General features: G+C 58.9%; 29 protein-coding genes and 1 pseudogene. 10 read left to right on the top strand and 20 right to left on the bottom strand.

The annotated features are described in order from the left end of the window. Positions 1-57 precede the first annotated feature (57 nt). The 6 genes from AC0V6Z_RS10265 to AC0V6Z_RS10240 form a co-directional block, all read right to left on the bottom strand. The gene (locus AC0V6Z_RS10265; RefSeq protein ID WP_472638408.1) at positions 58-981 is read right to left on the bottom strand and encodes a hemolysin family protein; all 924 of its coding nucleotides are present in this window, start codon (positions 979-981) and stop codon (positions 58-60) included. A gap of 33 nt (positions 982-1,014) precedes the next feature. Then, entirely contained in the window at positions 1,015-1,503 is a 489-nt protein-coding gene (gene ybeY / locus AC0V6Z_RS10260) for an rRNA maturation RNase YbeY (RefSeq protein ID WP_472638407.1), read from the bottom strand. A 12-nt stretch (positions 1,504-1,515) separates the two neighbouring features. Next, positions 1,516-2,562, bottom strand: a complete 1,047-nt coding sequence (locus AC0V6Z_RS10255) for a PhoH family protein (protein ID WP_472638406.1) — start codon at positions 2,560-2,562, stop codon at positions 1,516-1,518. A 139-nt stretch (positions 2,563-2,701) separates the two neighbouring features. After that, a complete protein-coding gene (miaB, locus tag AC0V6Z_RS10250) occupies positions 2,702-4,033 on the bottom strand; it encodes a tRNA (N6-isopentenyl adenosine(37)-C2)-methylthiotransferase MiaB (protein ID WP_472638405.1) in 1,332 nt (443 codons plus the stop codon). 40 nt (positions 4,034-4,073) lie between these two features. Continuing rightward, positions 4,074-5,015: an alpha/beta hydrolase family protein gene (locus AC0V6Z_RS10245; protein WP_472638404.1), complete on the bottom strand. Its 942-nt coding sequence runs from the start codon at positions 5,013-5,015 to the stop codon at positions 4,074-4,076. Between the two features lie 22 nt (positions 5,016-5,037). Then, positions 5,038-5,499, bottom strand: coding sequence for a peptidylprolyl isomerase (locus AC0V6Z_RS10240; RefSeq protein WP_472638403.1), 462 nt, complete (start codon positions 5,497-5,499; stop codon positions 5,038-5,040). Positions 5,500-5,935: 436 nt separating this feature from the next. Here AC0V6Z_RS10240 and mgtE point away from each other — a divergent pair, with 436 nt between their 5' ends. Continuing rightward, positions 5,936-7,399 (top strand): magnesium transporter, encoded by a 1,464-nt coding sequence (gene mgtE, locus AC0V6Z_RS10235; protein ID WP_472638402.1) that lies wholly within the window; start codon positions 5,936-5,938, stop codon positions 7,397-7,399. A 31-nt stretch (positions 7,400-7,430) separates the two neighbouring features. Next, positions 7,431-7,826, top strand: a complete 396-nt coding sequence (locus AC0V6Z_RS10230; protein ID WP_472640890.1) for a DUF1489 family protein — start codon at positions 7,431-7,433, stop codon at positions 7,824-7,826. Positions 7,827-7,845: 19 nt separating this feature from the next. On the opposite strand, the gene AC0V6Z_RS10225 is transcribed toward AC0V6Z_RS10230, so the two are convergent. The 6 genes from AC0V6Z_RS10225 to AC0V6Z_RS10200 are packed head-to-tail and all read right to left on the bottom strand — an operon-like array spanning position 7,846 to position 12,477. Beyond that, positions 7,846-8,721, bottom strand: coding sequence for a DUF1295 domain-containing protein (locus tag AC0V6Z_RS10225; RefSeq protein ID WP_472638401.1), 876 nt, complete (start codon positions 8,719-8,721; stop codon positions 7,846-7,848). A gap of 13 nt (positions 8,722-8,734) precedes the next feature. Then, positions 8,735-9,541: an SDR family NAD(P)-dependent oxidoreductase gene (locus AC0V6Z_RS10220; RefSeq protein WP_472638400.1), complete on the bottom strand. Its 807-nt coding sequence runs from the start codon at positions 9,539-9,541 to the stop codon at positions 8,735-8,737. Further along, positions 9,538-9,915, bottom strand: coding sequence for a DsbA family protein (locus AC0V6Z_RS10215; protein WP_472638399.1), 378 nt, complete (start codon positions 9,913-9,915; stop codon positions 9,538-9,540). The genes AC0V6Z_RS10220 and AC0V6Z_RS10215 overlap by 4 nt, the downstream gene beginning before the upstream one ends. Further along, positions 9,912-10,235 carry a DsbA family protein gene (locus tag AC0V6Z_RS10210; RefSeq protein ID WP_472638398.1) on the bottom strand — a complete coding sequence of 108 codons (324 nt, stop codon included), beginning with the start codon at positions 10,233-10,235 and terminating at the stop codon, positions 9,912-9,914. Before AC0V6Z_RS10210 ends, AC0V6Z_RS10215 begins: the two co-directional genes overlap by 4 nt. Beyond that, positions 10,232-11,164, bottom strand: coding sequence for an NAD(+) diphosphatase (gene nudC / locus AC0V6Z_RS10205; RefSeq protein ID WP_472638397.1), 933 nt, complete (start codon positions 11,162-11,164; stop codon positions 10,232-10,234). The genes AC0V6Z_RS10210 and nudC overlap by 4 nt, the downstream gene beginning before the upstream one ends. Before the next feature lie 5 nt (positions 11,165-11,169). After that, positions 11,170-12,477, bottom strand: coding sequence for a serine hydrolase domain-containing protein (locus AC0V6Z_RS10200; RefSeq protein WP_472638396.1), 1,308 nt, complete (start codon positions 12,475-12,477; stop codon positions 11,170-11,172). A 114-nt stretch (positions 12,478-12,591) separates the two neighbouring features. Between AC0V6Z_RS10200 and AC0V6Z_RS10195 the strand changes: the two genes are divergently transcribed. Then, positions 12,592-12,813: a hypothetical protein gene (locus tag AC0V6Z_RS10195; RefSeq protein ID WP_472638395.1), complete on the top strand. Its 222-nt coding sequence runs from the start codon at positions 12,592-12,594 to the stop codon at positions 12,811-12,813. A 13-nt stretch (positions 12,814-12,826) separates the two neighbouring features. Here AC0V6Z_RS10195 and AC0V6Z_RS10190 read toward each other — a convergent pair whose 3' ends face one another. Further along, a complete protein-coding gene (locus AC0V6Z_RS10190) occupies positions 12,827-13,951 on the bottom strand; it encodes an A/G-specific adenine glycosylase (protein ID WP_472638394.1) in 1,125 nt (374 codons plus the stop codon). On the opposite strand from AC0V6Z_RS10190, the gene AC0V6Z_RS10185 reads away from it, so the two are divergent. The 5 genes from AC0V6Z_RS10185 (at position 13,951) to AC0V6Z_RS10165 (ending at position 19,652) form a co-directional block, all read left to right on the top strand. Then, a complete protein-coding gene (locus AC0V6Z_RS10185) occupies positions 13,951-14,529 on the top strand; it encodes a DUF721 domain-containing protein (protein WP_472638393.1) in 579 nt (192 codons plus the stop codon). The genes AC0V6Z_RS10190 and AC0V6Z_RS10185 overlap by 1 nt on opposite strands. Beyond that, positions 14,526-15,299, top strand: a complete 774-nt coding sequence (locus tag AC0V6Z_RS10180) for a DsbA family protein (RefSeq protein ID WP_472638392.1) — start codon at positions 14,526-14,528, stop codon at positions 15,297-15,299. The genes AC0V6Z_RS10185 and AC0V6Z_RS10180 overlap by 4 nt, the downstream gene beginning before the upstream one ends. A gap of 149 nt (positions 15,300-15,448) precedes the next feature. After that, positions 15,449-15,844, top strand: a complete 396-nt coding sequence (locus AC0V6Z_RS10175) for a thioredoxin domain-containing protein (protein ID WP_472638391.1) — start codon at positions 15,449-15,451, stop codon at positions 15,842-15,844. Then, positions 15,841-16,248, top strand: a complete 408-nt coding sequence (locus tag AC0V6Z_RS10170) for a DsbA family protein (protein WP_472638390.1) — start codon at positions 15,841-15,843, stop codon at positions 16,246-16,248. The genes AC0V6Z_RS10175 and AC0V6Z_RS10170 overlap by 4 nt, the downstream gene beginning before the upstream one ends. Next, positions 16,230-19,652, top strand: coding sequence for a chromosome segregation SMC family protein (locus AC0V6Z_RS10165; protein ID WP_472638389.1), 3,423 nt, complete (start codon positions 16,230-16,232; stop codon positions 19,650-19,652). The genes AC0V6Z_RS10170 and AC0V6Z_RS10165 overlap by 19 nt, the downstream gene beginning before the upstream one ends. Positions 19,653-19,703: 51 nt before the next feature. Here the strand turns inward: AC0V6Z_RS10165 and AC0V6Z_RS10160 are convergent, their stop codons facing one another. The 5 genes and pseudogenes from AC0V6Z_RS10160 to rpmF all read right to left on the bottom strand — a co-directional run bounded on the left by AC0V6Z_RS10160 (position 19,704) and on the right by rpmF (position 22,853). Then, a complete protein-coding gene (locus AC0V6Z_RS10160) occupies positions 19,704-20,135 on the bottom strand; it encodes a MerR family transcriptional regulator (RefSeq protein ID WP_472638388.1) in 432 nt (143 codons plus the stop codon). Between the two features lie 3 nt (positions 20,136-20,138). Next, on the bottom strand, positions 20,139-20,441 hold the full coding sequence (locus AC0V6Z_RS10155; RefSeq protein WP_472638387.1) for an integration host factor subunit alpha: 303 nt from the start codon (positions 20,439-20,441) through the stop codon (positions 20,139-20,141). Positions 20,442-20,570: 129 nt separating this feature from the next. Further along, positions 20,571-21,549 (bottom strand): annotated as a pseudogene (locus tag AC0V6Z_RS10150) (beta-ketoacyl-ACP synthase III). Further along, on the bottom strand, positions 21,546-22,646 hold the full coding sequence (gene plsX / locus AC0V6Z_RS10145; RefSeq protein WP_472638386.1) for a phosphate acyltransferase PlsX: 1,101 nt from the start codon (positions 22,644-22,646) through the stop codon (positions 21,546-21,548). The pseudogene AC0V6Z_RS10150 and the gene plsX overlap by 4 nt, the downstream one beginning before the upstream one ends. A gap of 30 nt (positions 22,647-22,676) precedes the next feature. After that, the gene (gene rpmF / locus AC0V6Z_RS10140) at positions 22,677-22,853 is read right to left on the bottom strand and encodes a 50S ribosomal protein L32 (RefSeq protein WP_472638385.1); all 177 of its coding nucleotides are present in this window, start codon (positions 22,851-22,853) and stop codon (positions 22,677-22,679) included. 220 nt (positions 22,854-23,073) lie between these two features. Between rpmF and AC0V6Z_RS10135 the strand changes: the two genes are divergently transcribed. Further along, entirely contained in the window at positions 23,074-23,469 is a 396-nt protein-coding gene (locus AC0V6Z_RS10135) for an MAPEG family protein (RefSeq protein WP_472638384.1), read from the top strand. A gap of 23 nt (positions 23,470-23,492) precedes the next feature. Here the strand turns inward: AC0V6Z_RS10135 and AC0V6Z_RS10130 are convergent, their stop codons facing one another. Then, positions 23,493-24,134, bottom strand: coding sequence for an MBL fold metallo-hydrolase (locus AC0V6Z_RS10130; protein WP_472638383.1), 642 nt, complete (start codon positions 24,132-24,134; stop codon positions 23,493-23,495). 147 nt (positions 24,135-24,281) lie between these two features. Here AC0V6Z_RS10130 and AC0V6Z_RS10125 point away from each other — a divergent pair, with 147 nt between their 5' ends. Next, positions 24,282-24,953 (top strand): HAD family hydrolase, encoded by a 672-nt coding sequence (locus AC0V6Z_RS10125; RefSeq protein WP_472638382.1) that lies wholly within the window; start codon positions 24,282-24,284, stop codon positions 24,951-24,953. 28 nt (positions 24,954-24,981) lie between these two features. Here AC0V6Z_RS10125 and AC0V6Z_RS10120 read toward each other — a convergent pair whose 3' ends face one another. After that, positions 24,982-25,680 (bottom strand): S24 family peptidase, encoded by a 699-nt coding sequence (locus AC0V6Z_RS10120; RefSeq protein ID WP_472638381.1) that lies wholly within the window; start codon positions 25,678-25,680, stop codon positions 24,982-24,984. Between the last annotated feature and the right edge of the window lie 83 nt (positions 25,681-25,763).

Here is a 25,763-nt window from a genome sequence, read left to right as displayed (position 1 = left end):
TACGCATGACCAGCAAAAAAGATGCAAAAAATCGAACTAACTGCGAATAATTCTTAGCTAGCTTGTTATTTCTTCACGTATTGGGGCGTGCAGACGCAGGCGTTTGACGTGCGTTTCGTCCGCCGCTGTTACTTCAATCCGCCAACCGCTGGGATGTTCCAGCCGCATGCCCACGGATGGCACTTGCTCTGCCAGTACAAAGGCCAGCCCGCCCAGAGTGTCGACTGATTCCTCAACCTCGGCGAGCTGAGGGTCAACCAATTCGGCCACATCATCAAGCTCCGCGCGGGCATCACAATCCCACATCCCCTCACCAATCGCAACGATCAGCGCCTCTGGTGTTTCATCGTGCTCATCCTCGATGTCGCCAACAATTTCCTCGACCAAATCCTCAATCGTGATGAGGCCGTCGGTTCCGGAGAATTCATCAAGCACAATCGCCAGGTGGACGCGCCGCGCGCGCATATCGGCCAGCACATCGAGCGCGCCGCGCACTTGTGGCACATAGATCGGCTGACGCATCAACGTCGTCCAATCCTTGGGCGGCTGCTTGCCATTGGCCAAATACGGAAAGACGTCTTTGATGTGGATCATGCCGATCACTTCATCGAGCGTGTCGCGGTAGACCGGCATGCGCGAATGCCCGTTCTCGCTGAAGCTTGCGACCAGCTCTTCCCAGCTTACCGCGGCATCAACTGCAATGATCTCACCGCGCGGGACCGCAACATCATCGGCGTCATGCTCGCTGAAATGGAGTAAGTTGCGCAGCATCTGGCGCTCAACCGGCGAGAGATCGCCGTTGCTATTGCCGCTGTCCTCACGGTCATCATCGTGGTTCTCGTCTTCGTGCTCGTCGATCGCCTCTTCAAGCTGCGCGCGCAAAGACCGATCGCCGTCGCCGGCGCCGATGAGTTTTCGGAAACGGGCCCACAGCCCGCTGCTACTGTCCGCGTCTCCGGCGGGGGATTGAGAATCGGGCATTGTCAGTTTTTGGGCCCTTCGCGGGAATGCTCCTTAAGTGCTGGGCGTAGCATATGGGTCTGCGATACCCATTTTTGCAAGGATTGCAATTTCCAGAGCCTCCATTGAGTCGGCATCTTCGTCGGATGTTTCATGGTCATATCCCGCCAGATGCAGCAGGCCATGGGTGATCAGATGCGCTGTGTGATGCTCCACGCTGATGCCCTTGTCCGCCGCTTCCTGCGCGCAGGTCTCGTGCGCAAGGGCAAGATCGCCGAGCATTTCTGGCGGGCCTTCGGAGGGAAGCGCCAGCAGGTCATGCCGCGCTAGCATGGGGAAACTCAGCACGTTTGTCGGCTTGTCCCGATCTCGCCATTCGCGATTAAGCGCGTGGACTTCTGCGTCATTGGTGAACAATAGGCTTGCGCTGAGGCGCGGATTGGCGAGCTCTTCGGTCAGACCAAGAACCGCTTCCGCCACACGCTCAGCAAGCGCCTCCCACTCACCAGCGGGCCAATCTTCAATGTCGATGTCGAGCTGCATATTGGATCAGGCTTACGCGCCCGGGCCTTCATAGGCCTCGACAATGCGGCCCACGATTGGGTGCCGCACCACGTCCGCTGCGGTAAAGCGGGTAACGGCGATGCCGTCCACGCCCTCCAGCCGGTCGACCGCGTCGGCCAGGCCGGACATGCGGTCACCGCCGGGAATATCGACCTGGCGCGGATCGCCGCAGATCACCATCCGGCTGTTCTGGCCAAACCGGGTGAGGAACATCTTCATCTGCTCGCGCGTCGTGTTTTGTGCCTCATCCAGGATCACAAACGCATCGGCCAAAGTCCGCCCGCGCATGAAGGCAATCGGCGCAATCTCTATTTCGCCGCTGGCGATCCGGCGCTCCACCTGTTCGGGCGGCATGCAATCATACAGCGCATCGTAAATCGGGCGCAGATAGGGATCGACTTTTTCCTTCATATCGCCGGGCAGAAAGCCGAGCTTTTCGCCCGCCTCGACCGCTGGCCGCGACAGGATCAGGCGCTGGACGCTGCCAGAGATCAGCTGACTGACGGCCTGCGCCACCGCAAGATAGGTCTTGCCCGTGCCCGCCGGGCCGAGAGCAAAGATCAGCTCATCACGCGACAACTGCTTCATATAGGGGATCTGATTGGCCGAGCGCGGCACGATAGTCTTACGCCGGGTGCGGATCATGATCGGCGTATTCTTCTCTTCGCCTGAGATAATCCCCTCCAGCGTAGGTTCGTGCGACATCGCAATTAGCGATTCAATCGCGCCCGCATCCAGCTCCTGCCCCTGAGCCAACCGATCATACATCGTGGTCAGCGTCTCTCGCGCCCGCGCCACATTGTCCTCTGGCCCTTCGATCAGCACCTTATCGCCGCGCGCATGGATCATCACGCTCAACCGATTTTCGACCTGCACCAAATTGGCGTCAAATTGTCCAAACAATGGGCCGAGCAGCGACTGATTTTCGAAGCTCAGTTCAGCCTTTGCGCCGTGGGCCTCAGCCGCCACTGCATCATCAGCATTGATGGAACCGGGCAATGCAGCCGGATCGATTGTATCAGAAGGTCTGCGGCCCATAGGATCCTTTATCTGTGCCAATTGCCTGAGTCGTGAAAGTAAGCCAGATGCGCGCGATGGCAAGCGCGCTCACCACGACCAATGGGGAAAGTCGCACAAGTGCAACACAGAGCTGGCGTCACGTATGCGCGGTAATGCGCTATCCCGTGACCAACTCGCCGCGCAGTGAGCTAGGTCGGCCTTCGACGATATGCGTGCGGACCATATCGCCGATTTGCACATCGCCCTCGAACCACACGCTTTGCAGCCACGGCGATTTGCCAAGCCATTGGCCGGGCAGCTTGCCCTTACGCTCGACGAGGACATCGCAGGTCTTACCCGCACTTGCGGCGTTAAATGCCATTTGATCCCGGCTGAGCGCATCTTGGAGGCGGGCCAGCCGCTCTTCCATCACTTCTTTCGCGATCTGATTATCCATGGTCGCTGCCGGTGTTCCGGGCCGCGGCGAATATTTGAAGCTGTAAGCCTGCGCGTAGCGGACTTCGTCGACCAGCTTTAGCGTGTCTTCAAACTCGGCATCGGTTTCGCCGGGAAACCCAACGATAAAATCGCCTGACAGAGCGATGTCGGGGCGCACTTTACGGAACCGCTCCAGCAGTTTGAGATAGCTCTCTGCCGTGTGCGAGCGGTTCATCGCCTTCAGCACCCTATCATTGCCCGATTGCACGGGCAGATGCAGATAGGGCATCAGCTTTTCGACTTCACCATGCGCCTCAATCAGCGCATCATCCATATCGTTGGGGTGCGATGTGGTGTAGCGAATGCGCTCCAACCCATCGATCCGGGCAATTTCATGGATCAACCCGGCAAGGCCGACCGCCCTGCCTGCATCATCCTCACCGCTCCAAGCGTTCACATTCTGCCCCAGCAGCGTGATCTCACGCGCACCGGCATCTACCAGCTTGCGCGCTTCCTCAGTTAAATCGCTGAACGGGCGCGAAATTTCCGCTCCCCGCGTATAAGGGACCACACAATAGGTGCAGAACTTATCACAGCCTTCCTGCACCGTCAGAAACGCGTTGGGCGCGGTTCGCCGCCGCTTTGGCAGAGCGCCAAATTTCGCAATCGCGGGCATATCGGTGTCGGTGGCGCGTTCGCCCTTGACGGCCTTGTCCAGCATATCTGGCAGGCGGTGATAGGCCTGCGGGCCAACCACCATGGACACCGCCGGCGCGCGCGCCATGATCTCTTCGCCCTCTGCCTGAGCGACGCAGCCAGCCACCGCGATCATCGGAGCTTTCTTCTGCGTCTTGCCCTTGGTCAGGCGGCCAATGTCGGAATAGATCTTCTCCGCCGCCTTCTCGCGAATATGGCAGGTGTTGAGCACGACCAGATCAGCGTCCTCGCCTTCTGACGCACGGGTGATGCCCTGCTCGCTCAGCAATTCGCCCATCCGATCGCCATCATAGACGTTCATCTGGCAGCCGAAATTTTTTACGCGGTACGTTTTAGGAGGGTTGGTCGGTTTCATGATTGGCCGCGCGTCTAGCGGGAATACGCCCCGCGTTCAATCACTCGTCGTCGGCATCTTCTTTACGGCGGGCAATATGCACGCACGGCTCAGTTTGCGCGGTGCCGGGGCCAGGGTGCTCTTTGCCATCTTCCCCGCATTCAACCGCTGGTTTGCGCACGTCGTTCGCTTTGACGACGCTCAGAGCATCCTTGCTTTCATAAGCAGCGATCCAAGTGATGCAGTCGGCCAGCGGGCGGACTTTGTGCTTGGTAAAGCGTCCGGCTTGCGGCCAGCAATTGATCACAAACAAGTCAGAGGCAGGCGCAGCGCGGAATTTGCGCAGGCTTCTGAGCGCCTCACCGCGCTCATTGATCACCGTGCGATTGCTATCATTGGTCATCGACTTGCCCCGGTAAAATGGCGAGACGTTGAACATCCACGCCTTAACATCCGCGTGGCGAATCGAGATTTCTGCTGCCAAAGCTCCGCCGAGCGAATGGCCCGTGGCGATCCATTCAGCATCTTCGGCAAACCGCGCGCGCTCAAGATCAAAATACTTGTGCGCCAGCTCTAGCTGATCGTCGCGCACTGTGCCGTAGAAAATATCAGCTAGGCCATCAAAGTCAGTGCCGCGAAACGCCATGATATAGGCATCGGGCTGGCGTCCACCAGCATCGCCTTCTGCACTGCTCAGAGGCTGCTTAAACTGACCAAAAATCTGATAGTCAAACCCAGTATCGCCGTCGTCTTCTTCGACAGGCAATCGCTCAAGACGAACCAGTGAACCGCCCAATGTGGAAAACGTGTCATCGTCTCCCTCATAGGCATTGGTCGCGGCCAAAGCGTAAGGGTAGCTGACCTCCGCTGCTTCGCGCACGAAGCCGCACCATCCGCCCGGATCCATCCGACACGGACTGCGCGATTGCGTGATGTTAGGATAGGTGACGCAGCCGCTCAGACTGAGCAGCAACAGTGCCAGTGCTCCACGGCGTAGCGTCACCTGATCTCCTGTCTCGTGCTGGTTAAGCGACGGTCGCTTTGACGATCTTGCCCGGGCTCGCAGGTGGCTCACCCTTTGGCAGGGCGTCGACAAAGTTCATACCTTCAGTCACTTGGCCCCAGACGGTGTATTGCCCGTCGAGGAATTCGGTGTCGCCGAAGCAGATGAAGAACTGGCTGTTCGCGCTGTCTGGCATTTGCGAGCGCGCCATAGAGCAGGTGCCGCGAACGTGCGGTTCTGAGTTGAACTCTGCCTTCAGGTCAGGCTTGTCGCTGCCGCCCATGCCGGTGCCGGTTGGGTCGCCGCCTTGCGCCATAAAGCCATCAATCACGCGGTGGAAAATGACGCCGTCATAGAAGCCTTCCGCCGCCAGTTCAGAAATGCGCTCAACGTGACCAGGTGCCAGGTCTGCGCGCAGTTTGATGACGACATCGCCGGTTTTGCCATCGCCGCAGTCCAGAGTGAATGTGAGTGTTTCGGCCATGTAAAGTGTCTCCTGATGAATTTGGCCCTCGCTATACGCATATCTGAAACCGAGTCACCCCCCAGCATAGCGGTGGGCCAGCCGTCCCTACACGCTTGCTTTTGAAGCAACGCAGCCTAGGGTCAGGATCCATTGAGCGCATGGCCATGGCTTTAATCAGATAGCTGCAGGGTAAGAAGCGAGGGAGGACGATAGTGATTCTATTGGACGAGCGAGTGACGCAGCCATGCAGCTATGTGGTAAAGCACTCTGTGTGGCCGTTTGCAGGCGAACTGCTGCGTCAGCAGCTTCAAGAAAAGAATAGTCCTTCATTTCAGCGGCTCCTGCGCCGCCATGCCCCCGGTATGGCTTGCTCGTCACCTCCTCGCATTTCATCCCGGAAACGAGCCACCATGGCTCATGCGAATGGTGGGTCCTGACCCTGGACCTTGCGCGAATGTCTGATGATCCCCGCCTTGATGAAGACCTGTTGGTCGCTGATCTGCCGCAAGATGGCGGCGATGATGGCGCGCGCCCGGACGACCGGATCGATGATGAGCGGCACGATGAAGAAAACCGGCTGAAGCCGCGCTTCGTCCGCTCTGTGCGGCAAGCGTTTGAAAGCGGAGACAACACCGCTCTACACGAACTGGTCGAGCCGCTTCATCCAGCTGACGTCGCCGACCTGCTCGAACTATTCGATTCTGACGAGCGGCAGGGCCTAGCGGGCGCGATGAGCGATCTGATGTCGAGCGAGGTCGTCGCCGAGCTCAACGATCACGTCCGCGAAGACATGATGGAGGCGCTCGAGCCGGAAGCGGTTGCGAGCATTGCGGAGCAGCTTGAAACCGATGATGCGGTTCAGCTGCTGGAAGATTTGGACGAGGACGACCAGCGCGCCATTATCGCTGAGCTGGAGCCGGAGACGCAGGCCGCCGTTACCAGCGCGCTGTCCTATCCTGAGGAGACCGCCGGCCGCCTGATGAACCGTCATTTCATGGCGGTCCCAGAGCATATGACGGTCGGCGATCTGATTGATTTTCTGCGCAAAAATGGCGATCTGGAGCACGATTTCTGGGAAGTGTTCGTTGTCGATCAGCGCCACCATCCTGTGGGCACCTGCGCGCTCAACTGGATCCTCACGACTCCGCGCAATATCAAACTGACCGATCTGATGAAACGCGACCAGACGCTGATCCCGGTAACGACAGATCAGGAAGAGGTCGCTCTGATGTTTCAGAAATACGCTCTGATTTCCGCCGCTGTTGTCGATGAAAGCGGGCGTCTGGTTGGCCAGGTGACGGTGGATGACATCGTCCACATTATCTCTGAAGAAGCCGGCGAGGACGCTCTGCTGCTCTCCGGCGCGGGCGATGGCGACATTAACGAACCGATCAGAGAGGCCTATTCCAGCCGCGTACGCTGGTTGGTCGCAAACCTCGGCACAGCGATTGTCGCGAGTGCAATCATTGCATTCTTTGGTGCGGCGATTGAGAAACTGGTCGCCCTGGCCGTGTTGATGCCGATCGTGGCGAGCATTGGCGGCAATGCGGGCACGCAAACTATGGCCGTGGCCGTGCGCGCGATTGCGACCAATCAGCTGACCCGCGCCAACACCTGGCGAACCGTTTGGCGCGAGGTTCGCGTTGCGATCCTCAACGGCGCGACAATCGCCGTGCTGATCGGAATTGCCGCTGCCTTCCTGTTCAGCCCGATGATGGGCACAGTGATCGCCGCAGCCATGATCATCAATATCGTGGTCGCGGGTCTAGCCGGTGTGCTGGTACCAGTGATTTTCGAACGGCTTGATCAGGATCCTGCGGTCGCGAGCAGTGTGTTTGTGACGATGATCACCGACTCAATGGGCTTTTTGGCGTTCCTCGGCCTCGCAGTTGTTAGTGGACTGGTGCCAGCCGCTTGAGCAATTCGCTCAGCACCCTATCTTAGCCTTCATGCCGCTCCATATGACCAAGATCGCGTTCGGCGCGAAAAACTGGGACGACCTCGCCGGTTGGTATGAGAATAGCCCCAATCCCAAATTGCTAACTACAAAATATCGCCCAACTCGCCATGCGGAAATGGTGGGCGGGTCACTGTTCTGGATTTTGAACCATTCGCTGGTCGCGCGCTCGCCAATCATTTGTTTCTCTGAGACTGGTGATGGGCGCTGGCACATTGAGCTAGAGGCGAAGCTCATCAGGGTCCACCAACAACGCAAACGCGCGCATCAGGGCTGGCGATATCTCAAAGAAGAGAACGCACCCGCCGATCTGGCTGAGGGCGAGGATGCTGGCGACGTGTTGCCGGGCAAGCTCGCTGGTAAGCTGGAGCGGCTGGGACTGATTTAACGGGCTTAAACCCGGGGCATCACCCCTTTGGCGGGCTTGGGATCAGCGCGGGCGTGTTCTTGCGATATTGCTGATAGGCTGGATCATCGCCCCAGCGCTCTTTGGCCTGCGCGTTCTGCAGGTTGATACCGCTCACCTTGGTCAGCAATAGCGTCACGAAAATTGGCGATATTACCACCAGCCAAGACCAGCCAGACAGCACCGGCAGCGCCATAATCAAGATGCCGGTCCACAAAGTGATCTCGCCGAAATAATTGGGATGGCGCGACCACTTCCACAGGCCAACATTGATGAACTTGCCCTTGTTCGCAGGGTCATTCTTAAACGCACTCTTTTGCGCATCGGCGACCGCTTCAAACGTAATGCCGAGCAGCCAAACCGCGGCGCCCAGCCAGAAGAACACGCCAATCGGCGCGCGGTCCGTTGCCGTGATCGCGGCCAGAACAGCCGACGCGGTTAGCAGAACCCACAAGCCCTGCAGCGTCCATGCGACGAGGAAGCGCGCAGGATTGACCTTGATCTTCTCAAACCGGCTGTCGGTCCCCCCCATGGCGTGAATGCGGATGTAGAGGAAGCTGCCCAACCGGATGCACCAGATCGCCACCATTGCTGCGATCACAATGCTGCGCCAATCAAGCGGCCAGGCCGCCCAGCAGGCAAACGCCGTTACCGAAAGGTAAGTGACCGCGCCGATGGTGTCGTAAAACTTGTCTGACTGCACCGCCGCTGACGGAATGAAAACCAGCCAGTTCACCGCCATTGCAAGGATCGCGCACAGGAAAAACGCGGAATATCCGAATATCTCGACACTATTACTGCCCGCAAAGGCAGCAAAACCAAATGCAATGACAGCCACAATGCCCGTCACCATCAGGCTCTTTGCAGATTTCCCCACGTCCCGGTTTCCTTTAATCTTGAGCAGCCTTTCGAAGCGCCGCCATCATCAATTGCACGTCGTGCTTTTCGTCTTTGTCCGCTGGCAATGCAAATTTGGCATAGCTTTCATGCAATGCGTCCATCCGCTCGCCAATGCGAACCTCATTGTATCCGTGGCTAGTTACGAAGCGTTGGCGAGAAAAGATTTGCGGCAATATGATATCGACATAATCGTCGACCTCCATTCCGTACTTCATGAAGCGTTCTGGCCCCAATGGCGTGAAGACCCAGCCGGGAATGATCAGGCCCGCATGCACATGATCGGGCAGGTCACCTCGCAGACTCTCTGTCATGCCCAACACCGCATGTTTTGCCGCGACATAGGCGGCCGATTGCTTAACCGCGCAAAACCAGCTGTTTTCGCTGCCCGTGTTATAAATCGCCGATGGTGTACCCTGTTCAACCAGAAGCGGGGCAAATGCTTTGCAGCCATTCCAAATGCCCCAGAAATTGACATCGAAATGCGCGCGTGCCGCCTCTGGTTCCACCTCCCATAATCGCCCATGAACGCCGCCTTGTCCGGCATTGTTAATCACCAAATCAATGGTCGCAAACTGCTCGGACGCAGTTGCCGCTAACGCGTCGACCTGAGCAAGATCTGATACGTCGCAGCCGCGAGCCGTAACGTTTGCGAGGCCACCGGCACTGTCGAGCTTTGATCCGGGAAGGTCGGCGACGATGACTTGCGCGCCCTGCCCCGCCAACCGCTTGGCGAGCGCCAATCCGATGCCGCTAGCCCCGCCGGTGATGACGGCGGTCTTGGGCGAAAGATCACTCAAACCGCCACCCGCGATTTCTCCGCCACTCGGCGCAGAACATTGACATAGACGTCCGGAGCCTGCGCGCCGGGGATCATAAACTTGCCATTCACGATCATCGCCGGGACCCCCGAGATGTTAAGATCCCACGCTTGGCGCTCTTCGGCCTCGACTGCTGCGATCAGCGCCTCGTCGCACAAGGCCGCTTTAGCAGCCTCTCGGTGCAGGCCAACGCTCGCAGCGATATCGAGCAGGACCCCGCGGTCAGACAAATTGCGACGGTGGTTGAAATGGGCCGCAAACAAAGCCAGCTTCAATTGAGTTTGCACTCTGGGCCCGGCCTGCTCCAAAGCCCAGGTCAACAGCACGTGGCAGGCGCGCGTGTTCCACATCATGGCTGCAGCGGCGCATTATCGCCGTCCTCGCCCTCATAGGTGAGCGAGACCCCTGCCCCTTCGGCAATTGCTTTCATCTGCCCGCGCATTTTCGCGCCTTCCTCGGCGGAGCGGCGATATTTGCGCTGCAAATGTGCCTCTTGATCTTCGCCGGTCTCGGGCATGTCAGGGTTCAGCTCAAACGGACGCCAGCGGATTTGCGCCTCGATCTCTCCGCCCAGCTCATCCAAGGCCTTGGTCAATTGGCCATAGCCAATCGCGCACCAGGGGCACATCACGTCGGAATAGATGTCGATGGTCAGTTGATCCGGTGCACTCATTGCGACTTCTCCAGCCACCATTTGAGCAGACTATGCGCAATCGCGGCGGGCGGCGGCGCGGAAAACGCGGTTTCCTCGCTGCCGGGATTGGCCAAAGCCTGCGCCACCTCGTCGCGGGTGAACCAGCGCGCTTCCTCTAGCTCTTCGACGTCGAGCGTGATCTCGGTTTCGTCGGTTTGCGAATAGCATCCGATCATCAACTGGCTGGGGAACGGCCAAGGCTGGGTCGCGATATATTCGACATCGCGCACGCGCAGGCCCGCCTCTTCATGCACCTCGCGCGCGACCGCCTCTTCTATGGTCTCACCCGGTTCAACAAAGCCCGCCAGTGCAGAGAAACTGCGCGGCGGGAACCGAGGCTGACGTCCGAGGAGAAGGCGCCCCTCGTTCTCTACCAGCATGATGGTGACTGGATCCGTGCGCGGGAAATGTTGCGCGCCGCAGCCGCCTTCGTCCGTCGGTGCGCAATTGCGCTGCCAGCCACCCTTCGCTGGGCTGGTTGGCTGCCCGCAATTGGCGCAGAAGCGGTGGCGTGCATGCCAGTCAACCAGGCTGCGTGCGCCGCCATAAATCGCCAGATCAGGCGGGGAAAGTCGCTGGATCGCCTGCCATGCACGCGGCATGGCATAGGCCGGGCCCGTCGCGCCTTGTTCTGGCACAGCGGCGAAGCAAGCCTTGTCATCCATCAGGCCGAGGAACACCAATTCCGCCTCTTGCGGAACATCCGCCAGCGTGCCCCACATCAAGCCGCCCATCTCGTCAATTTGCGGCAGCAGGCCATCGAGCATCAGCACCTTCGCGCGCCAATCCATCCGCGCGCCCAGCGCCTCTTTATTGACCCGTATATGATCCGCGCGGTCTATCGGCGAACCTGCAAAAGCAATCGGGCCAGTGGTGAGAACGCTCTGCGCGGTGACGGGTTTGTGCATCCGGTTTAACCGCCTGCCGCTTTTGGCATATCGGCTTCGAGTGCGGCCAAGAATTCCTTACGGATCGGATAGGCTTCGGTCGGCATATATTGCGTCCACAAGGCGACGCGCATTTGCGTGCCGAAATCGACGCTGGCAAGCGTACCGGCCGCCCCGCCCCATCCGAACTGTGTGCCCACGCTGCGGCCGCCCGCGCCGTGTCCTTCCCCGGCAATCCACGAATCCGAGGTGTCGACCGTGTCCGGCAGCAGATTCGAAGTGCCAATGCGCACCGCCTCTTCGCTCATGACCTTGGTGCCGTCGAGTGTACCCATACCCAGTAGCATACGCTGGAACCGATCATAATCCTTGGGCGAACTGATCAGTCCGCCCCCGCCCGATGGCACAGTTGGCACATCGAGATAGATCGAATTGGCCGCCGGATCGATTGGGATGGGGAAACCGCCCGCGATCCCGTAATTATCGGTCATCCGGCCCGTTTCGCTCTTTGGCAGAGTGAAATAGGTGCTAGTCATACCGCACGGATCGAAGATGCGCGTTTGCAGGAAGCTCTCAAAACTCTGGCCAGCGGCAACCTCAATCACCCGGCCCAGCAAATCAATACTGGCGGAGTAAATCCACTTTTTGCCTGGCTGCGCCATCAGCGGTAGCTCTGCCAAACGATCTGCCCAAACCTCAAGACTCGGGGCCGGTGTCACCTCGGGAAGGCCCGGAATAGGGAAACGGCTCACGCGTCCGCCAACCAAGCCTTGCTCGGCAAATGCCTCTAGCAGAGGCCCCTTGCTGGTGATGATGTAACCAATGCCCGCTGTGTGCGTCAGCAGGTGCCGGATCGTGATCGGGTGCTCAGTGGGCACCGTGTCGTCAAGCGCGCCCTCGGGATTGTTCAGCACCCGCATATCGGCAAATGCTGGCAGGATTTCACCCAGCGGCTGGTCCAAGCCCAGCTTACCTTCATCGATCAGCATCATGGTCGCCATGCCGGTGATCGGCTTGGTCATGGAATAGATGCGATAGAGCGAATTTTCATCGACATGCTTATCGCTTTGCAGAGACAAAGTGCCGCCACCAACGGTATGCGCGTGATCTTCCTGAGCATTGCCGAATGTCACCATCATATTGGCAACCTTGCGGGTATCGACATAATTCTTGATCATCGCCGACACATTCGGCCAGCTCTCACTTACGTCATGGGCCAACGCGATCCGGCCAAACGGCAATGTCGCCAGAGCGCTGCCAGCGGCTAGATAAGCGCCGCCGCGCAGCAAGGCCCGGCGTGAGGTCGGGCCAGAGTGAAATTCGCGAAATGCCATGAGGGGGTCTCTCCAAACTTTGATTGCGCGCTGTTTGCGCGAGATAAGGTAGGTGGTCAATTAAGACTTGATTTGGGTCTTGAAATTTTAAGGTGTCATAGTCATATAATACACATGCTGAATTTTGCTTCTATTCTCATCGGCCTGCTCTCACTGGTCATCGTCATACCAGCCACGATCCCGTTCCTGGGTTGGGCCAATTGGCTGGCATTGCCATTGATTGTGATCGGGATTGTCGTCGGCGCGCTTTCATCGAAAGACAGCGGCCGGAATTTCTGCCTGATTGTGCTGCTGATCGCTTCTCTTCGATTGATGCTGGGCGGCGGTATTATCTAATCCTTTCGGCGGCTTAGTCCTGCGCCAGCGCCAGCCGCGCAGCCTTGGCGAACAAGGTCGGCAGGCCAGCGTCTTCCAAGCGCTCAAGCGGCCACCATTCGCCTTTGCCGACTGGCGCTTGACTGCCTTCGTAACGCTCCAGCGTCAGGGTTAAGTGGGCATGCGTGAATGTATGCCGAACAGCGCCGAGGTCGCGCCAGTCGCCGCTCAACGGCGGCGCGCCATCGCCGTCATTGCGAGCGCTCCAGCCGTTGTCGGGCAGCGAACGCATTCCCCCGAGCATTCCGATGCCCTCGCGTTTGACGAGCCAAACTTGGCGCGCATCACCATCGCCTCGCTCGATCCAATAGGCTGTGCCGATGCGCTCTGGTTTGGCCTTCTTGGCTGGCTTTACCGGCAGACGTTCCGGTTCCCCGGCCCTTCGCGCGGCGCAATGATCAGCAAGTGGACACAGCAAGCACTTTGGCGCTTTCGTGGTGCACAGGCTCGATCCCAAATCCATCATCGCCTGCGCGAAGTCGCCTGCCCGCGTATCCGGCGTGATCTGATCCGCGCACTCGCGAATGGCCTTGCGCGCTGCTGGCAGAGGCTCAGTGATATTGAACAGCCGAGCGGTCACGCGCTCCACATTAGCATCCACCACCACGGCCCGTTCGCCAAAGGCAATCGCTGCAACCGCCGCTGCTGTGTAAGCGCCCAGCCCGGGCAATTTGAGCAGTTCCGCCTCAGTGCTGGGAAATCCACCACGCTCAGCGACCTCGGCTGCGCATTTCACCAGATTGCGAGCACGGGAATAATACCCAAGCCCAGCCCATGCAGCCATGACGTCATCTTCGCTCGCATCGGCAAGTGCCTCAACATTCGGCCAGGTCTCGGTAAACTTGGCAAAATAGGGCTTTACCGCCGCCACTGTCGTCTGCTGAAGCATCACTTCAGACAGCCAAACGCGGTATGGCCAGGCGGGATCGCTGGGCCGCGCCGCGCCGGGCGGATTGCGCCACGGCAGCTTGCGCGCATGGGTGTCGTACCAATCCAGCAAATCGCCAGATATTTCGCCCACATTCGGGAAAGATTGATGCTTGTCGCTAGCAGTCACGCCAAGGCTATGGCAAAGGCTGCGCAAGATCGGAATGGGCATTGAGCAAAGACGCATCATCAGGCGGTGAAAAGCCGGGGAAATCTCCGGCGAAGACCCCACGCAAAACCGCGGGGCGCAAATACATGCGCAAGCGCGGTATGGGCGCAAAGCCAATTGGTGAGCTGATGCCGGAAATTGGCCGCACCGCTTTTCGCCGGTTTGGCTTTGTACAAAGTTCCGTCGTCACCCGCTGGCCAGAGATTGTTGGCCCGCATCATGCCAAGGTGTGCAGTCCGGAGGCGTTGCGTTTCCCGCCAGGCGAGAAAGCGGACGGCATTTTGCAATTGGTGGTTATGCCCGCCCATGCTCCGCTGATCCAGCAAGTGATCCCGGAAATTATGGAGCGAGTGAACCGCTTTTTCGGATATCAGGCCGTCTCTCGCATCAAGCTGCGGCAAGGCGCGGTTAAGCCAACCCATGCCAAAGAGCCTGCGAAAGCGCCGCCATCGCTGAAGCCGATCCCGATGGAATTGGGAGACAGCCTGCGCGATATTGGCGATCCTGAACTGCGCACAGTATTGGAATCGCTCGCCCGCAGCCTCAGTGACGGCGAGAAAAATGGGAAAGACGAAAAGTGAAATTGCTTAAGACTGCTGGCCTTAGCGTAGGCTTTGCATTGGCGATGAGTGCGACAAGCACTCCAGCCACAGCGCAAGAACTGAATTCTGAGACACAGACACGATCAGGGCCGTGGCACACCGCCGCTGAACAAACGGATGATGGTCATATCATCGGCAATCCAGAGGCCGAAACGCTGCTCAGCGAATTCGTCAGCTACACTTGCGGACACTGCGCCACGTTCACAAAGCAAGGCGACCCGGTGCTCGACATTGCTTTCATTTCGCCCGGCAAATTGCGGTTCGAGATCAGGCCCTACATTCGCAATGCGCTGGACCTGACCATTTCTATGCTGGCCGCCTGCGGTGCTCCTGAGAAGTTCAAAGGCAACCACACGATGTTTATGCGCTCGCAAGGGGACTGGCTGCCCCGCGCCGCGGGCGCGCCTCAATCTCAGCAGGCGATCTGGGGCCGCGGAGACCGCGCAGCACGCGCCAACATGTCGAGCGCGCTTGGCCTGACCGACAAGATGATCAAACAGCGCGGCTATTCCGCGATCGAAGTCGACACTTGTCTGGCCGACGATGCGATGGCTGTGCGACTGATGCAGAACACCGCCGACGATGCCGCAGAATTTGGTATCGAAGGCACGCCGAGCTTTGCGATCGACGGTGAATTGCAAAAGGATGTGCACGAATGGCGTTCGCTGGAGCCTATTCTGACTGCGCATTTCAAGGCCATAACTAACGCTGACAAAGAGCCTGAACTGGGCGAAAGCCATTTTGACTGACAAATTGTGTAATTTCGGGACAATTTAGGCTCTACAATGCCTCTATTGACGGCAAACCCACACATTTGTGAACAGGTGGCCCTCAGGGGACTTTTCCGCCTGTTCCCCTTCGTATACGCTTCTCGACAAGACTTAAGGACAACCAACACATGACCTTTTCCCGCCGCATTCTTGCCCTTGGCTGCGCTGCTCCATTGGCGCTGGCGCTCGCTGCCTGCAATGACACAGAAGCCAGTGACGATGTTCTGTCCGGCGAGCCGATTGCCGCGATCCCGGCGCCAGAGGGCACATCATGGACCGACACCGTCGTCGTAACCGAAGAAGGCGGCTATCAAGTCGGCAATCCTGAGGCTCCGCTGAAACTGGTTGAATTCGCCTCACACACCTGCGGTGCCTGCGCGAGCTTCGCCGCAACCGGCGTTGTCCCGCTCAAGGAAAAATACGTCACTAGCGGTGTGGTCAGCTTTGAAATGCGCAATTTGGTACGCGACCCGGTTGACCTAACAATCGCCACTCTGGTGCGCTGCGGCCAGAAAAAAACATGATGCCACTGGCCGACCAGGCATGGGCCTCGCTGTCCGCCATCATGGGCAATGTCCAGGGTAACAACGCCGCCTATCAGGCTGCTGGTCAAATGCCTGTGGATCAACGCTTTATCGGCATCGCAGAGGCCGCTGGCCTGATCGACTTCTTTTCCGCACGCGGCCTCAGCGCGGATCAGGCACGCACCTGCCTTGCCGATGGCGCCCGGATCCAAGCCATCGCAGACACATCCGCCGCGCAATCGGAAGAACTGAACGTCAATGCCACGCCGACTTTCTTCTTGAACGGCGCCCGGGTCGAAGCCCTTAGCTGGGATCAACTTGAACCCGCGTTGCAACGCGCCGAGCGCTCGTTAATCGAGCGGGATAGCCGGGGGGCACGCCGCATATGCAGATTAGCAGGCTAAAGCTCAGTGGTTTTAAGAGCTTTGTTGAGCCTGCTGAATTGCGCGTCGAACCCGGCTTAACCGGCGTCGTCGGCCCCAATGGCTGCGGCAAATCAAACCTGCTGGAGGCGATCCGCTGGGTAATGGGCGAAAACTCGCCCAAGAGCATGCGCTCTGGCGGGATGGAAGATGTGATCTTCGCGGGCACGAGCTCGCGCCCGCCGCGAGATTTCGCTGAGGTTGTTCTACATGCATCGGACGATGATAACGAAGAGCTGATCGTCACCCGCCGGATAGAACGCGGCGCAGGCAGCGCCTACCGCGTTAATGGCCGCGACGTTCGCGCAAAAGACGTCTCGCTGACCTTCGCTGACGCGGCCACCGGCGCGCACTCCCCGGCATTGGTGAGCCAGGGCAAGATCGCGCAAGTGATCGCGGCAAAGCCAACCGAGCGCAGGCAAATGCTGGAAGAAGCGGCCGGGATCGCCGGCCTGCACGTGCGGCGTAAGGATGCCGAGAGCAAGCTGCGCCAGACCGAAGCAAACCTTGCCCGACTCGAAGACTTGATGGCGGGGCTCGACACGCAGATGGCTTCGCTGCGGCGGCAATCGAAGCAGGCCGAACGCTATAAGAAACTGACTGATGAGATACAGATCGCAGAGGCGCGTCTGCTGTTCGCACGTTGGCGCGATGCCGCCGACGCAGCAAAGGAAGCTCGTGCAGCGGCTCAGGGCGCGGATGACAAGGTCACAGCCGCGAAAGAGCGATCCAATATCGCGCAAAAGGCACAAGCAGAGGCCGCAGCAAAGCTGACCGAGGCCCGTGATGAGCTGGCCGATCGCCGTGATGACAGCAGCGCGCATGGTCACCGCATGGCTGCTCTGGCGGAGAAGCTGGAAGCGGCGGAGCAACGGCTCGCCGACCTTGAGCGTCAGCGTGTTCGGCTAGAAGAAGACCGGGGCGATGCGGATCGGATGACCAGCGATGCTGCCGATGCTCTGGAGCGCCTGACCCGTGAAATGGCGGCAAGCGATGCTGCGCTCAAACGGGATGAAGAATTGCGCCCCGCCATGGCAGCAAAATCAGAGGATACGGAACGCGCGAGCCGAACCGCTGAACTCGCTCTGGCCAAAGCGACTGCAGACCACGCCGGAGTCGAGGCGGAATGGCGCGTCGCAGAAGCTGCGATCGAGCAGGCGGAGACCCGGCTTGCACGCCTGCGGAGCGAGCACGAGCGGTTGGAACGGCAGCAGGCCGAGCTGACCTCTGGGAATGATCCAGAGGCCGAAGTCGAGACGGCCAAGGCCGATGTCGCTGCAGCAGAGGCGGCGCTTGCGAAGCTGCGCGAGACGCTGGAAGCCGACCAGGCCCGCAAGTCTGATCTACAGATAGCGCGCGATGATGCGGCAGCAGCGTTTGCAGCGGCGAAAGCAGAATTGGCCGGGATCGAACGCGAATATTCCGCTCTGGCGCGCGATCGCGATGCAAGGGCCAAGCGCACCAAAGACAGCGCTGGCCTGCCGCAGGCACTGGAGAAGGTCGCGGTTGAGCGCGGTTATGAACGCGCTATGGCCGCCGTTCTGGGCCGCGATTCCAAATCGCCGCTAGGCTCTCCTGAAGCAGGCAAAGACGGCCGGTTCTGGGCTGGCGGCACCGCGCCAAAGCCAGTCAGAGACAGCCTGATCGACCACCTGACGCATTGCCCGGAAGAACTGCGCGCGCGCCTCGCTCTTGTGCATGTGGCGGACGAAGATGATGGCCGAACGCTCAATCCCGGCGAATGGCTCGTTACAAAGGCAGGCCATTTGCGCCGCTGGGACGGATTTGTTGCGCGCGGCGAAGGCGCAGCCGAGGCGGCCAAGCTGGAGGCCGCAAACAGGCTCGCCGAGCTGGAAGGCATATTGCCCGGATTGCGAGATGCCGCGGAAAGGACAGAGGGCAACGAACGCAGCGCACGCGAGGAACTGACGGCGCTGCAAACTAACCTGGTCGCTCAAGAACGCGAGATCGCGGGTGCCATCGAAGAAGAACGCCATGCTCTGCGGCGTCTTGACCAGGCCGAGGCCGCCAAAGAACGGATCGCCGCGCGGCTTGAAGAATTGGCCAGCTCTCGCGCGGAACTGGGCGAGCAAACAAGCGCAGCCGAAAGCGATCTGACCGGCGCCAAGGAAAAACGCGACACCCTGCCTTCACCCGACACTGGCCGCGCGGGTCTAGAGGCGGCCCAGGCGAAACACGAAGCCGCGCGCTCCGCAGTCCAAGCGGCGATGGCCGAGCTCGCTGCGCATGATCAGGGCCTGGCCGTCACGCGCGAACGCAATGCGGCCCAGCAGGCTGACCGCGCGAACTGGGAGGCACGCTCTGGCGAGGCCGCACGGCGGATGGCCGAGGCAGGACGTCGGCTTGAAGAGATCGAGCAAGAACGCAAAGTCTTCGCAGACAAGCCCGCATCTCTGATCGAAGAGATTGAGCAAGGTGATGCGCTGCGCACCCGGCTGGGCGAGGAATTGGCGGTGGCCGAGGCGGCGCTAGCGGAATGTCAGGCGGCGATGTCCACTTGCGACAACGCGCTAGCCGAAGCGGGTGAAGCGTTGACGGTGGCGCGCGAAGGCCGCGCCACTCTGGCAGCGCGGGCGGAAAGCCAAGAGGCACGGCGCGGCGAAATGGCGCGGATCTCTGGAGAGCGGTTCCAATGCCCGCCGCCGATGCTGGCCGAACGGTTTGAATTTGAAGCGCAAACCGTGCTCGATGCGACCGCTGAGGGCAATGAGATGGAGCGCCTCAGCGCCAGCCGCGAGCGTATTGGCCCGGTCAATCTGGTAGCCGCCGAAGAGCTGGAAAAGCTCGAAGCCGAGCATGGCAGCAGCGCCAGAGAACAAGCGGAATTGACCGAAGCGGTAAACCGCCTACGCGGATCGATCGGCAATCTCAACCGCGAGGGGCGAGAGCGACTGCGGACCGCATTTGAAGAGGTCGACGGGCATTTCCGCGAGCTGTTCACCCGCTTGTTTGAAGGCGGTCAGGCGCATCTGGCTCTGATCGATAGCGACGATCCGCTGGAGGCCGGCCTGGAGATCTACGCGCAGCCACCAGGCAAGCGCTTGCAATCCTTATCGCTGCTGTCTGGCGGGGAGCAGGCGCTGACCGCAACGGCACTGATCTTCGCTCTGTTCCTGACGAATCCAGCGCCGATCTGCGTGCTCGACGAGGTCGATGCGCCGCTGGATGATGCGAATATTGAGCGCTTCTGCGACTTGCTCGATTCGATGGTTCAGAACACCCAAACGCGCTATCTGATCGTTACTCACAATGCCGTGACGATGAGCCGGATGCATCGCCTGTTCGGTGTGACGATGGCGGAAAAAGGCGTCTCGCGCCTAGTCAGCGTAGATCTGGGTGAAGCGGCTCTGATGGTCGCGGAGTAACCGGAGCAGATTCGAGCGCGCGGGCTAGCGCCGCAACACTTCAATCAAAGACTAAGCTTCGATGGCTGTCGCAAGGCGCGCGCGGATCGATTTCAGCTTGGCAATTGCTTCGCTGAAATCCTTGGTAGGAGCGGCCGCAGCCCTGCCGCCGCCTTCGCTGCTATCGTCACCATCGGCGCGGCGATCCCCAACCCGGCGATCAAGGCCCCGCCGATCTCCACCAGCGCTGTTGCTCGCTCGCAAGGCCGCCTGTGCGCCTTTCAGCGTGTAACCTTCTTCATTGACGAGCTGATTGATCTTCTCAACCAATTCAACGTCTTCAGGTCGATAATAACGCCGACCGCCGCTGCGTTTCAGGGGTTTGAGAGCTGTAAATTGCTGCTCCCAATAACGCAGCACGTGAGGCTTGATGCCCAATCCATCACTGACCTCGCCGATAGTTCGAAGCGCACTTTCGTCCTTGCCATCGTCAAAGTCAGTCATCGATTATGCACCCTTTGCGATTTGCTCTTTCAGCAATTGGCTGGCGCGGAAGGTCATTACGCGGCGCGGCGTAATCGGCACTTCAACACCGGTCTTGGGATTGCGGCCAATCCGTTCGCGCTTGTCACGCAGAACAAAACTGCCAAAGCCGGAAATCTTCACATTCTCACCATCGGCAAGAGCACCGCACATCTTGTCGAGAATTGCCTCAACCATGTCGAGCGATTCGGACCGGCTAAAGCCCATACGGCGGTTAATCGTTTCGGCCAGATCGGCGCGGGTAAGAGTGCCCACAGAACGCATCATGCAAATCCTCCTTGTAGGTGCGACCACAAAGCGTAGCCTATCGTAGAGTTATCGCGCAATTTTCGCAACTTGGTGGTGAGTATTGCTGCAAAATTGTGCACATTGTCTAAATGTCGAATGCCGGAATGACTAAATCCGGATCAGGCTAGCGCCCCAGGTGAAGCCGCCGCCCATCGCCTCTAACATGACCAAATCGCCTGTCTTGATCCGGCCGTCGCGGCGCGCAGTATCCAGTGCGAGTGGGACCGAAGCGGCAGACGTATTCGCGTGCTGATCAACCGTCACCACGATCTTTTCAGCTCAGCAGGCCAAGCTTCCGCGCGGTCGCATCAAGGATTCGAGCGTTGGCCTGATGCGGGACAACCCAATCGATATCGTCAGCCGAAATACCCGCATCTTCAATCACTTCATGCAAAACATTGGCCAGATTGACGACCGCGTGGCGGAACACCTCGCGGCCCTTCATACGCAAATGTCCAACAGTCTGCGTCGTTGACGGCCCGCCATCAACATACAGCAAATCATGCTGCGCGCCGTCCGCATGTAAGCGCGTGGAAATGATGCCAGCCGCATCATCTTTATCGCTGGAGTATGCATCATCGCGCTCAATAACGATTGCACCCGCCCCATCGCCAAATAGCACGCAGGTGGTGCGATCTTCCCAATCCAGAATTCGGCTGAATGTCTCCGCTCCAATCACCAGAGCCCGCTTCGCCATACCCGATTGCAGCATCGAATCGGCAGTCGCGAGTGCATAGAGAAAGCCTGAGCAGACCGCCGCGACATCAAAGGCGATACAGCCATTACAGCCCAGCGCATGCTGAACCTTGGTCGCGGTTGCGGGAAATGTATTGTCCGGCGTGGCCGTGGCCAGCACGATCAGATCGATCTCACTCGCCTGCATGCCAGCATCATCAAGCGCGGCACGCGCCGCCGCAATCGCCAAAGTTGAGGTCGTTTCGTCGTCCGACGCGATGTAGCGCTGGCGAATGCCGGTGCGCTCAACAATCCATTCATCGCTGGTGTCTACGCGCGCGGCAAGCTCTGCATTGGTGACCACGTTCGCCGACAATGCCGAGCCCGTGCCGCGCAGGCGGGAACGCGTCACGCAGGGGCCTCGCTATCGGGTTTTACCGCCTTCGCGGTGCCATTGCCGTTTTCTTTGAGCGCATCCTCGCCGAGCTCTGCCAAACCTTGCGAAATACGCTGTGTCAGGTTGTTCTTAAGCAGGCTGGCAGTCACCGCGACGGCATTGGCAACGCCAGCTGCATTCGCGCTGCCATGGCTTTTCACGACAACGCCATTCAGGCCCAGAAATACCGCGCCATTGTGGTTGTTCGGGTCGAGATGATGCCGCAGCAGCTCCGTCGCGGGGCGCGAAACCAGAAAGCCGATCTTGGAGCGCAGCGAGCTGGTGAATGCGTTGCGCAGCAGGTCGGTGACGAAGCGAGCAGAGCCTTCGATCGCTTTCAAGGCGATGTTGCCAGAGAAGCCATCGGTCACGACAACATGGGTCTCGCCGCGATTGATCTTGTCGGATTCGACAAACCCGTCAAACTGCAGCGCAAGCCCGCCATCGCTGGCCTCGCTCGCTTCTTGCAAGCGAGCGGCCGCATCGCGCAAAGCGTCCGTGCCTTTAATTTCCTCCGTGCCGATGTTGAGTAGGCGGACCCTAGGCCGTTCAAAGCCGTTGACGATCCGCGAATAGGCCGCGCCCATCACCGCATATTGCACCAGATTGCGAGCGTTCGCCTCTGTGTTTGCGCCGAGGTCGAGCATCACGACGTCGTGTTCTTCAAGTGTCGGAAGCAGAGCTGCCAAAGCGGGTCGTCCAATGCCCGGCATGGTGCGCAGGGCAAGCTTACTCATCGCCATCAAAGCGCCGGTATTACCTGCGCTGACAGCGGCGCCAGCGTCGCCAGCTTTCACGGCATTGACCGCCAGGCCCATGCTCGTGGTCTTTGCGCGGCGAATGGCCCGGCTGGGCAATTCATCCCCGCCAATCACATCTTCGCAGTGCAGTATTTCGGAGGCGCCGCGCAAAGCCGGGTGCGCCTCTAGCGCGGATTCGATCCGCGCCTGGTCACCAACCAACAAGAATTGAAAATCTTCATGACGGCGACGCGCCAGCGCAGCGCCCTCAACCATTACGCGCACGCCTTCATCGCCGCCCATCGCATCAATAGCGATACGCGGCAGGCTCATGGCTGGTTCTCCGTCAAAGTCACTGCCGCCTTAAACGACCGCGACAACCTCACGCCCGTTGTAGAACCCGCAATGCGGACACAGGTTGTGAGGACGCTTCAGCTCCCCACAATTGTTGCATTCGTGATGCGCTTCTACTTTCAGCGAATCGTGTGCGCGGCGATTGCCGCGGCGATGTGGGGATACTTTTCTCTTAGGGACAGCCATTCCGGCACCTGTTTCTCAAATAAACTGTGTCTTTGCGCAGTGTTACGCATCAATGTGATGATCCCTTAGGGTAAGCCATCGTGCCGCACAAGTTTTCCCTTGTACGAAAATCCAAGCCAATACCGCCGGGCAAGCCGCGCGCTATAGCGTAAAAATCGCACGTTGCAAGCCGCTCTTGACCCGCCTAGCACCCGAATAACACGTTTTGAGGGAACTATTTATGATTACGCTTCCGGTAACTCTGGCCGCCGCGGCTGCGGCTGCGATCTTGAACATCTGGCTATCAATACGGATCGGGCAAGTGCGAAATGCAACGCAGGTTTTTGTTGGCGATGGCGGAAATGAACAAGTCCAGCGTCGGATGCGCGCGCAATTGAACTTTGTCGAAAACACGGCCTTTGTGCTGATTCTGATCGCCGCGATTGAACTTTCTGGCAGGGGCGGAACATGGCTCGCCTATGTTGCTGGTATTTATATGCTTGGCCGGGTGGCGCACGGGTTTGGCATGGATGGCGGCAGCTTGGCCAAAGGCCGGTTTATCGGCACGATCATCACCCTGCTCACGCAGCTGGGATTGGCGGTCGCCGCAACGCTTGTTGTGCTTCGGGTGATTTAGCAGACAGGGCGCGCTCGCCGCACCTAAGACAAGATGTAATCGCTCACAAACTGGTTCGTCTTGCGTTCCTGGCCAAAGGTGCTGGTCGGGCCGTGCCCGGGGATGAACATAACATCCTCACCCAATGGCCACAGGCGCTGGGTAATCGCATCGATCAGGTCCTGATGATTGCCACGCGGGAAATCGGTCCGCCCGATTGAACCCTGGAACAGCACATCGCCGACAATCGCAAACCGGCTCGGCTCGTGGAAGAACACCACATGGCCGGGCGTGTGGCCGGGACAATGGATCACATCCAATGTCAGTTCGCCAACGGTAACGGTATCGCCATGCTCCAGCCAGCGGGTCGGCTCAAAGCTTTTAGCCTCCATGCCGTAGCGCGCGCCGTCATTGTCGAGCTGCTCAATCCAGAACAAATCATCCTTGTGCGGCCCTTCGATCAGAAGTCCGAGCTCCTCAGCCAGCATACCAGCCTGCCCGCAATGATCGAGATGCCCGTGGGTAATCAGGATTTTCTCCAGCGTCACACCAGCTTTAGCCACGCCGTCTTTCAGCTTGTGCAGATCGCCGCCTGGATCAATCAAGGCCGCGCGCATCGTCTTTGTGCACCAGATCAGCGAGCAGTTTTGCTGGAGCGGCGTAACCGGAATAATCGCGGCTTTCATGGGCGGCGTTTTGGGTTGTTCGGTCATGGCTCAAGATGTGGCGGCGTGCACTCAAGATTGCAAGAGAGTGACACTGACGAGCTTGTAACCCGGTTGGAGAGACGTCATCGTGGTTACATTGACGGTTGCGGAAGATGCTCTTGAATCATGACTCTATCAAATTTCGAAGCCATAATTTTCGACAGTGACGGAGTGCTCGTCGATTCTGAGACAATCCATATCGAAGTCGAGCAAGAACTGCTCGCCGAACTTGGGCTATTTTACGACCGAGAGGCATATCTGTCGCGGTTTGTTGGTCTGTCCTATCCAGACTTTTATGCACAATTGGCCTCGGATTATGAGGCTCGTATTGGGGGGACATTCCCCGCTAATTTTGGCACCCATTTACAAGAGCGGGTCGAGCCGCGGATTGAGGCCGAACTTCAGCCCATCAGCGGGGTAGCGCAGCTAATCGAGGCCTTTCCAGGTAAAGTTGCGGTCGGATCCTCGGCTCCAACGGATAAGTTGGCCAAAAAGCTGGAAATCACAAACCTCACTTCGCTTTTCTCGCCTCACATCTATTCGGTTGACGTTGTTCATAAGGGCAAGCCTGCGCCTGATCTGTTTCTCCACGCGGCGAAACAGATTGATGTCCCACCAACACGATGCGCAGTAATTGAAGACAGCATCAATGGCATTAAGGCAGCGTGCGCCGCACGCATGTTGCCAATTGGTTTTGCAGGTGGCGGACACGCGGACGAGGGTCTAGCGGATCGGCTTCTAGCGAGCGGAGCGGCGTTCGTGGTTTCTAGCCACCAAGAAATTATCGAATTGCTGTAAGTGCTCGGCACCGCTCCAAACGCCGACCTCAAATCCGGCCGCCTTTCCAAACCACGCGGCCAATAATCTCACAATCCTCCGAAGCCACATCGATCGGCGGGTAAGCGAGATTCTGTGAAATCAACGCAAGCCGCCCTGGCCCGGCGCTGGCGACCCGTTTTACCATCAGATTGTCGCCGAGCCGCACGACATGCACACCGTCCCTGAAAGGACGCTCAGCGCGGTCGACCAGGATCTCGTCACCATCATGCAGCAGCGGCTCCATCGAATCGCCCGTTACCGTAATCGCGGAGAGCTTGGCCCCTTCGAGCCCCTGTTCGGTGAGCCAGCGGCGCGAGAATTGAAACGCATCGTAGGGTTCTTCTGAATCCGGCAAAGTACCTGGCCCAGCGGAGGCTCCGATATCCAGCCGAGGCACATCGATCCATGCTTTTGCACTCAAGCCCCAGCCTGGCTGCACCGCCGCACGCAAATTGTAGGATTTTTCCTTCTCCGATTCGGACAAAGCGCCCAATTCCGTTTCTGCAATGCCAAAAAACTGCGCCAGAACGCGCCGGTCATTTTCCTCAAGCTTCTTAGGCGAGCCTTTCGTTATAAATTGCTGCAGATAGCTCGCATTACGCCCGAGCATTTTTGACAAATTCGCGAGGCTCACACCCCGCTCCTTTGACAAGTCCTGCAGGCGCTGACGCGGGTCGATCGGGATGTTCTTTTCTGCGTTCCTCATTTTTCCTTCCTACACGCAAGATTTTTCCTAGACAAGTAGGAAATCAGATGGAGCATTTAATGAACATTGAGCGATTCGAGACA

The sequence above is a fragment of the Erythrobacter sp. SN6-5 genome (assembly GCF_057364945.1).
The sequence above is the reverse complement of the archived record's forward strand: the minus strand, read 5'-3'. Positions and strand labels throughout refer to the sequence as shown.

What these genes read in the sequence shown, in the direction of transcription:
- AC0V6Z_RS10265 (WP_472638408.1), bottom strand. Translation starts at nt 981, where the DNA reads ATGCCCGATTCTCAATCCCCCGCCGGAGACGCGGACAGTAGCAGCGGG.
- ybeY (WP_472638407.1), bottom strand. Translation starts at nt 1,503, where the DNA reads ATGCAGCTCGACATCGACATTGAAGATTGGCCCGCTGGTGAGTGGGAG.
- AC0V6Z_RS10255 (WP_472638406.1), bottom strand. Translation starts at nt 2,562, where the DNA reads ATGGGCCGCAGACCTTCTGATACAATCGATCCGGCTGCATTGCCCGGT.
- miaB (WP_472638405.1), bottom strand. Translation starts at nt 4,033, where the DNA reads ATGAAACCGACCAACCCTCCTAAAACGTACCGCGTAAAAAATTTCGGC.
- AC0V6Z_RS10240 (WP_472638403.1), bottom strand. Translation starts at nt 5,499, where the DNA reads ATGGCCGAAACACTCACATTCACTCTGGACTGCGGCGATGGCAAAACC.
- mgtE (WP_472638402.1), top strand. Translation starts at nt 5,936, where the DNA reads ATGTCTGATGATCCCCGCCTTGATGAAGACCTGTTGGTCGCTGATCTG.
- AC0V6Z_RS10230 (WP_472640890.1), top strand. Translation starts at nt 7,431, where the DNA reads ATGCCGCTCCATATGACCAAGATCGCGTTCGGCGCGAAAAACTGGGAC.
- AC0V6Z_RS10215 (WP_472638399.1), bottom strand. Translation starts at nt 9,915, where the DNA reads ATGATGTGGAACACGCGCGCCTGCCACGTGCTGTTGACCTGGGCTTTG.
- AC0V6Z_RS10210 (WP_472638398.1), bottom strand. Translation starts at nt 10,235, where the DNA reads ATGAGTGCACCGGATCAACTGACCATCGACATCTATTCCGACGTGATG.
- nudC (WP_472638397.1), bottom strand. Translation starts at nt 11,164, where the DNA reads ATGCACAAACCCGTCACCGCGCAGAGCGTTCTCACCACTGGCCCGATT.
- AC0V6Z_RS10200 (WP_472638396.1), bottom strand. Translation starts at nt 12,477, where the DNA reads ATGGCATTTCGCGAATTTCACTCTGGCCCGACCTCACGCCGGGCCTTG.
- AC0V6Z_RS10195 (WP_472638395.1), top strand. Translation starts at nt 12,592, where the DNA reads ATGCTGAATTTTGCTTCTATTCTCATCGGCCTGCTCTCACTGGTCATC.
- AC0V6Z_RS10190 (WP_472638394.1), bottom strand. Translation starts at nt 13,951, where the DNA reads ATGCCCATTCCGATCTTGCGCAGCCTTTGCCATAGCCTTGGCGTGACT.
- AC0V6Z_RS10175 (WP_472638391.1), top strand. Translation starts at nt 15,449, where the DNA reads ATGACCTTTTCCCGCCGCATTCTTGCCCTTGGCTGCGCTGCTCCATTG.
- AC0V6Z_RS10170 (WP_472638390.1), top strand. Translation starts at nt 15,841, where the DNA reads ATGATGCCACTGGCCGACCAGGCATGGGCCTCGCTGTCCGCCATCATG.
- AC0V6Z_RS10165 (WP_472638389.1), top strand. Translation starts at nt 16,230, where the DNA reads ATGCAGATTAGCAGGCTAAAGCTCAGTGGTTTTAAGAGCTTTGTTGAG.
- AC0V6Z_RS10160 (WP_472638388.1), bottom strand. Translation starts at nt 20,135, where the DNA reads ATGACTGACTTTGACGATGGCAAGGACGAAAGTGCGCTTCGAACTATC.
- AC0V6Z_RS10155 (WP_472638387.1), bottom strand. Translation starts at nt 20,441, where the DNA reads ATGATGCGTTCTGTGGGCACTCTTACCCGCGCCGATCTGGCCGAAACG.
- plsX (WP_472638386.1), bottom strand. Translation starts at nt 22,646, where the DNA reads ATGAGCCTGCCGCGTATCGCTATTGATGCGATGGGCGGCGATGAAGGC.
- rpmF (WP_472638385.1), bottom strand. Translation starts at nt 22,853, where the DNA reads ATGGCTGTCCCTAAGAGAAAAGTATCCCCACATCGCCGCGGCAATCGC.
- AC0V6Z_RS10135 (WP_472638384.1), top strand. Translation starts at nt 23,074, where the DNA reads ATGATTACGCTTCCGGTAACTCTGGCCGCCGCGGCTGCGGCTGCGATC.
- AC0V6Z_RS10130 (WP_472638383.1), bottom strand. Translation starts at nt 24,134, where the DNA reads ATGAAAGCCGCGATTATTCCGGTTACGCCGCTCCAGCAAAACTGCTCG.
- AC0V6Z_RS10125 (WP_472638382.1), top strand. Translation starts at nt 24,282, where the DNA reads ATGACTCTATCAAATTTCGAAGCCATAATTTTCGACAGTGACGGAGTG.
- AC0V6Z_RS10120 (WP_472638381.1), bottom strand. Translation starts at nt 25,680, where the DNA reads ATGAGGAACGCAGAAAAGAACATCCCGATCGACCCGCGTCAGCGCCTG.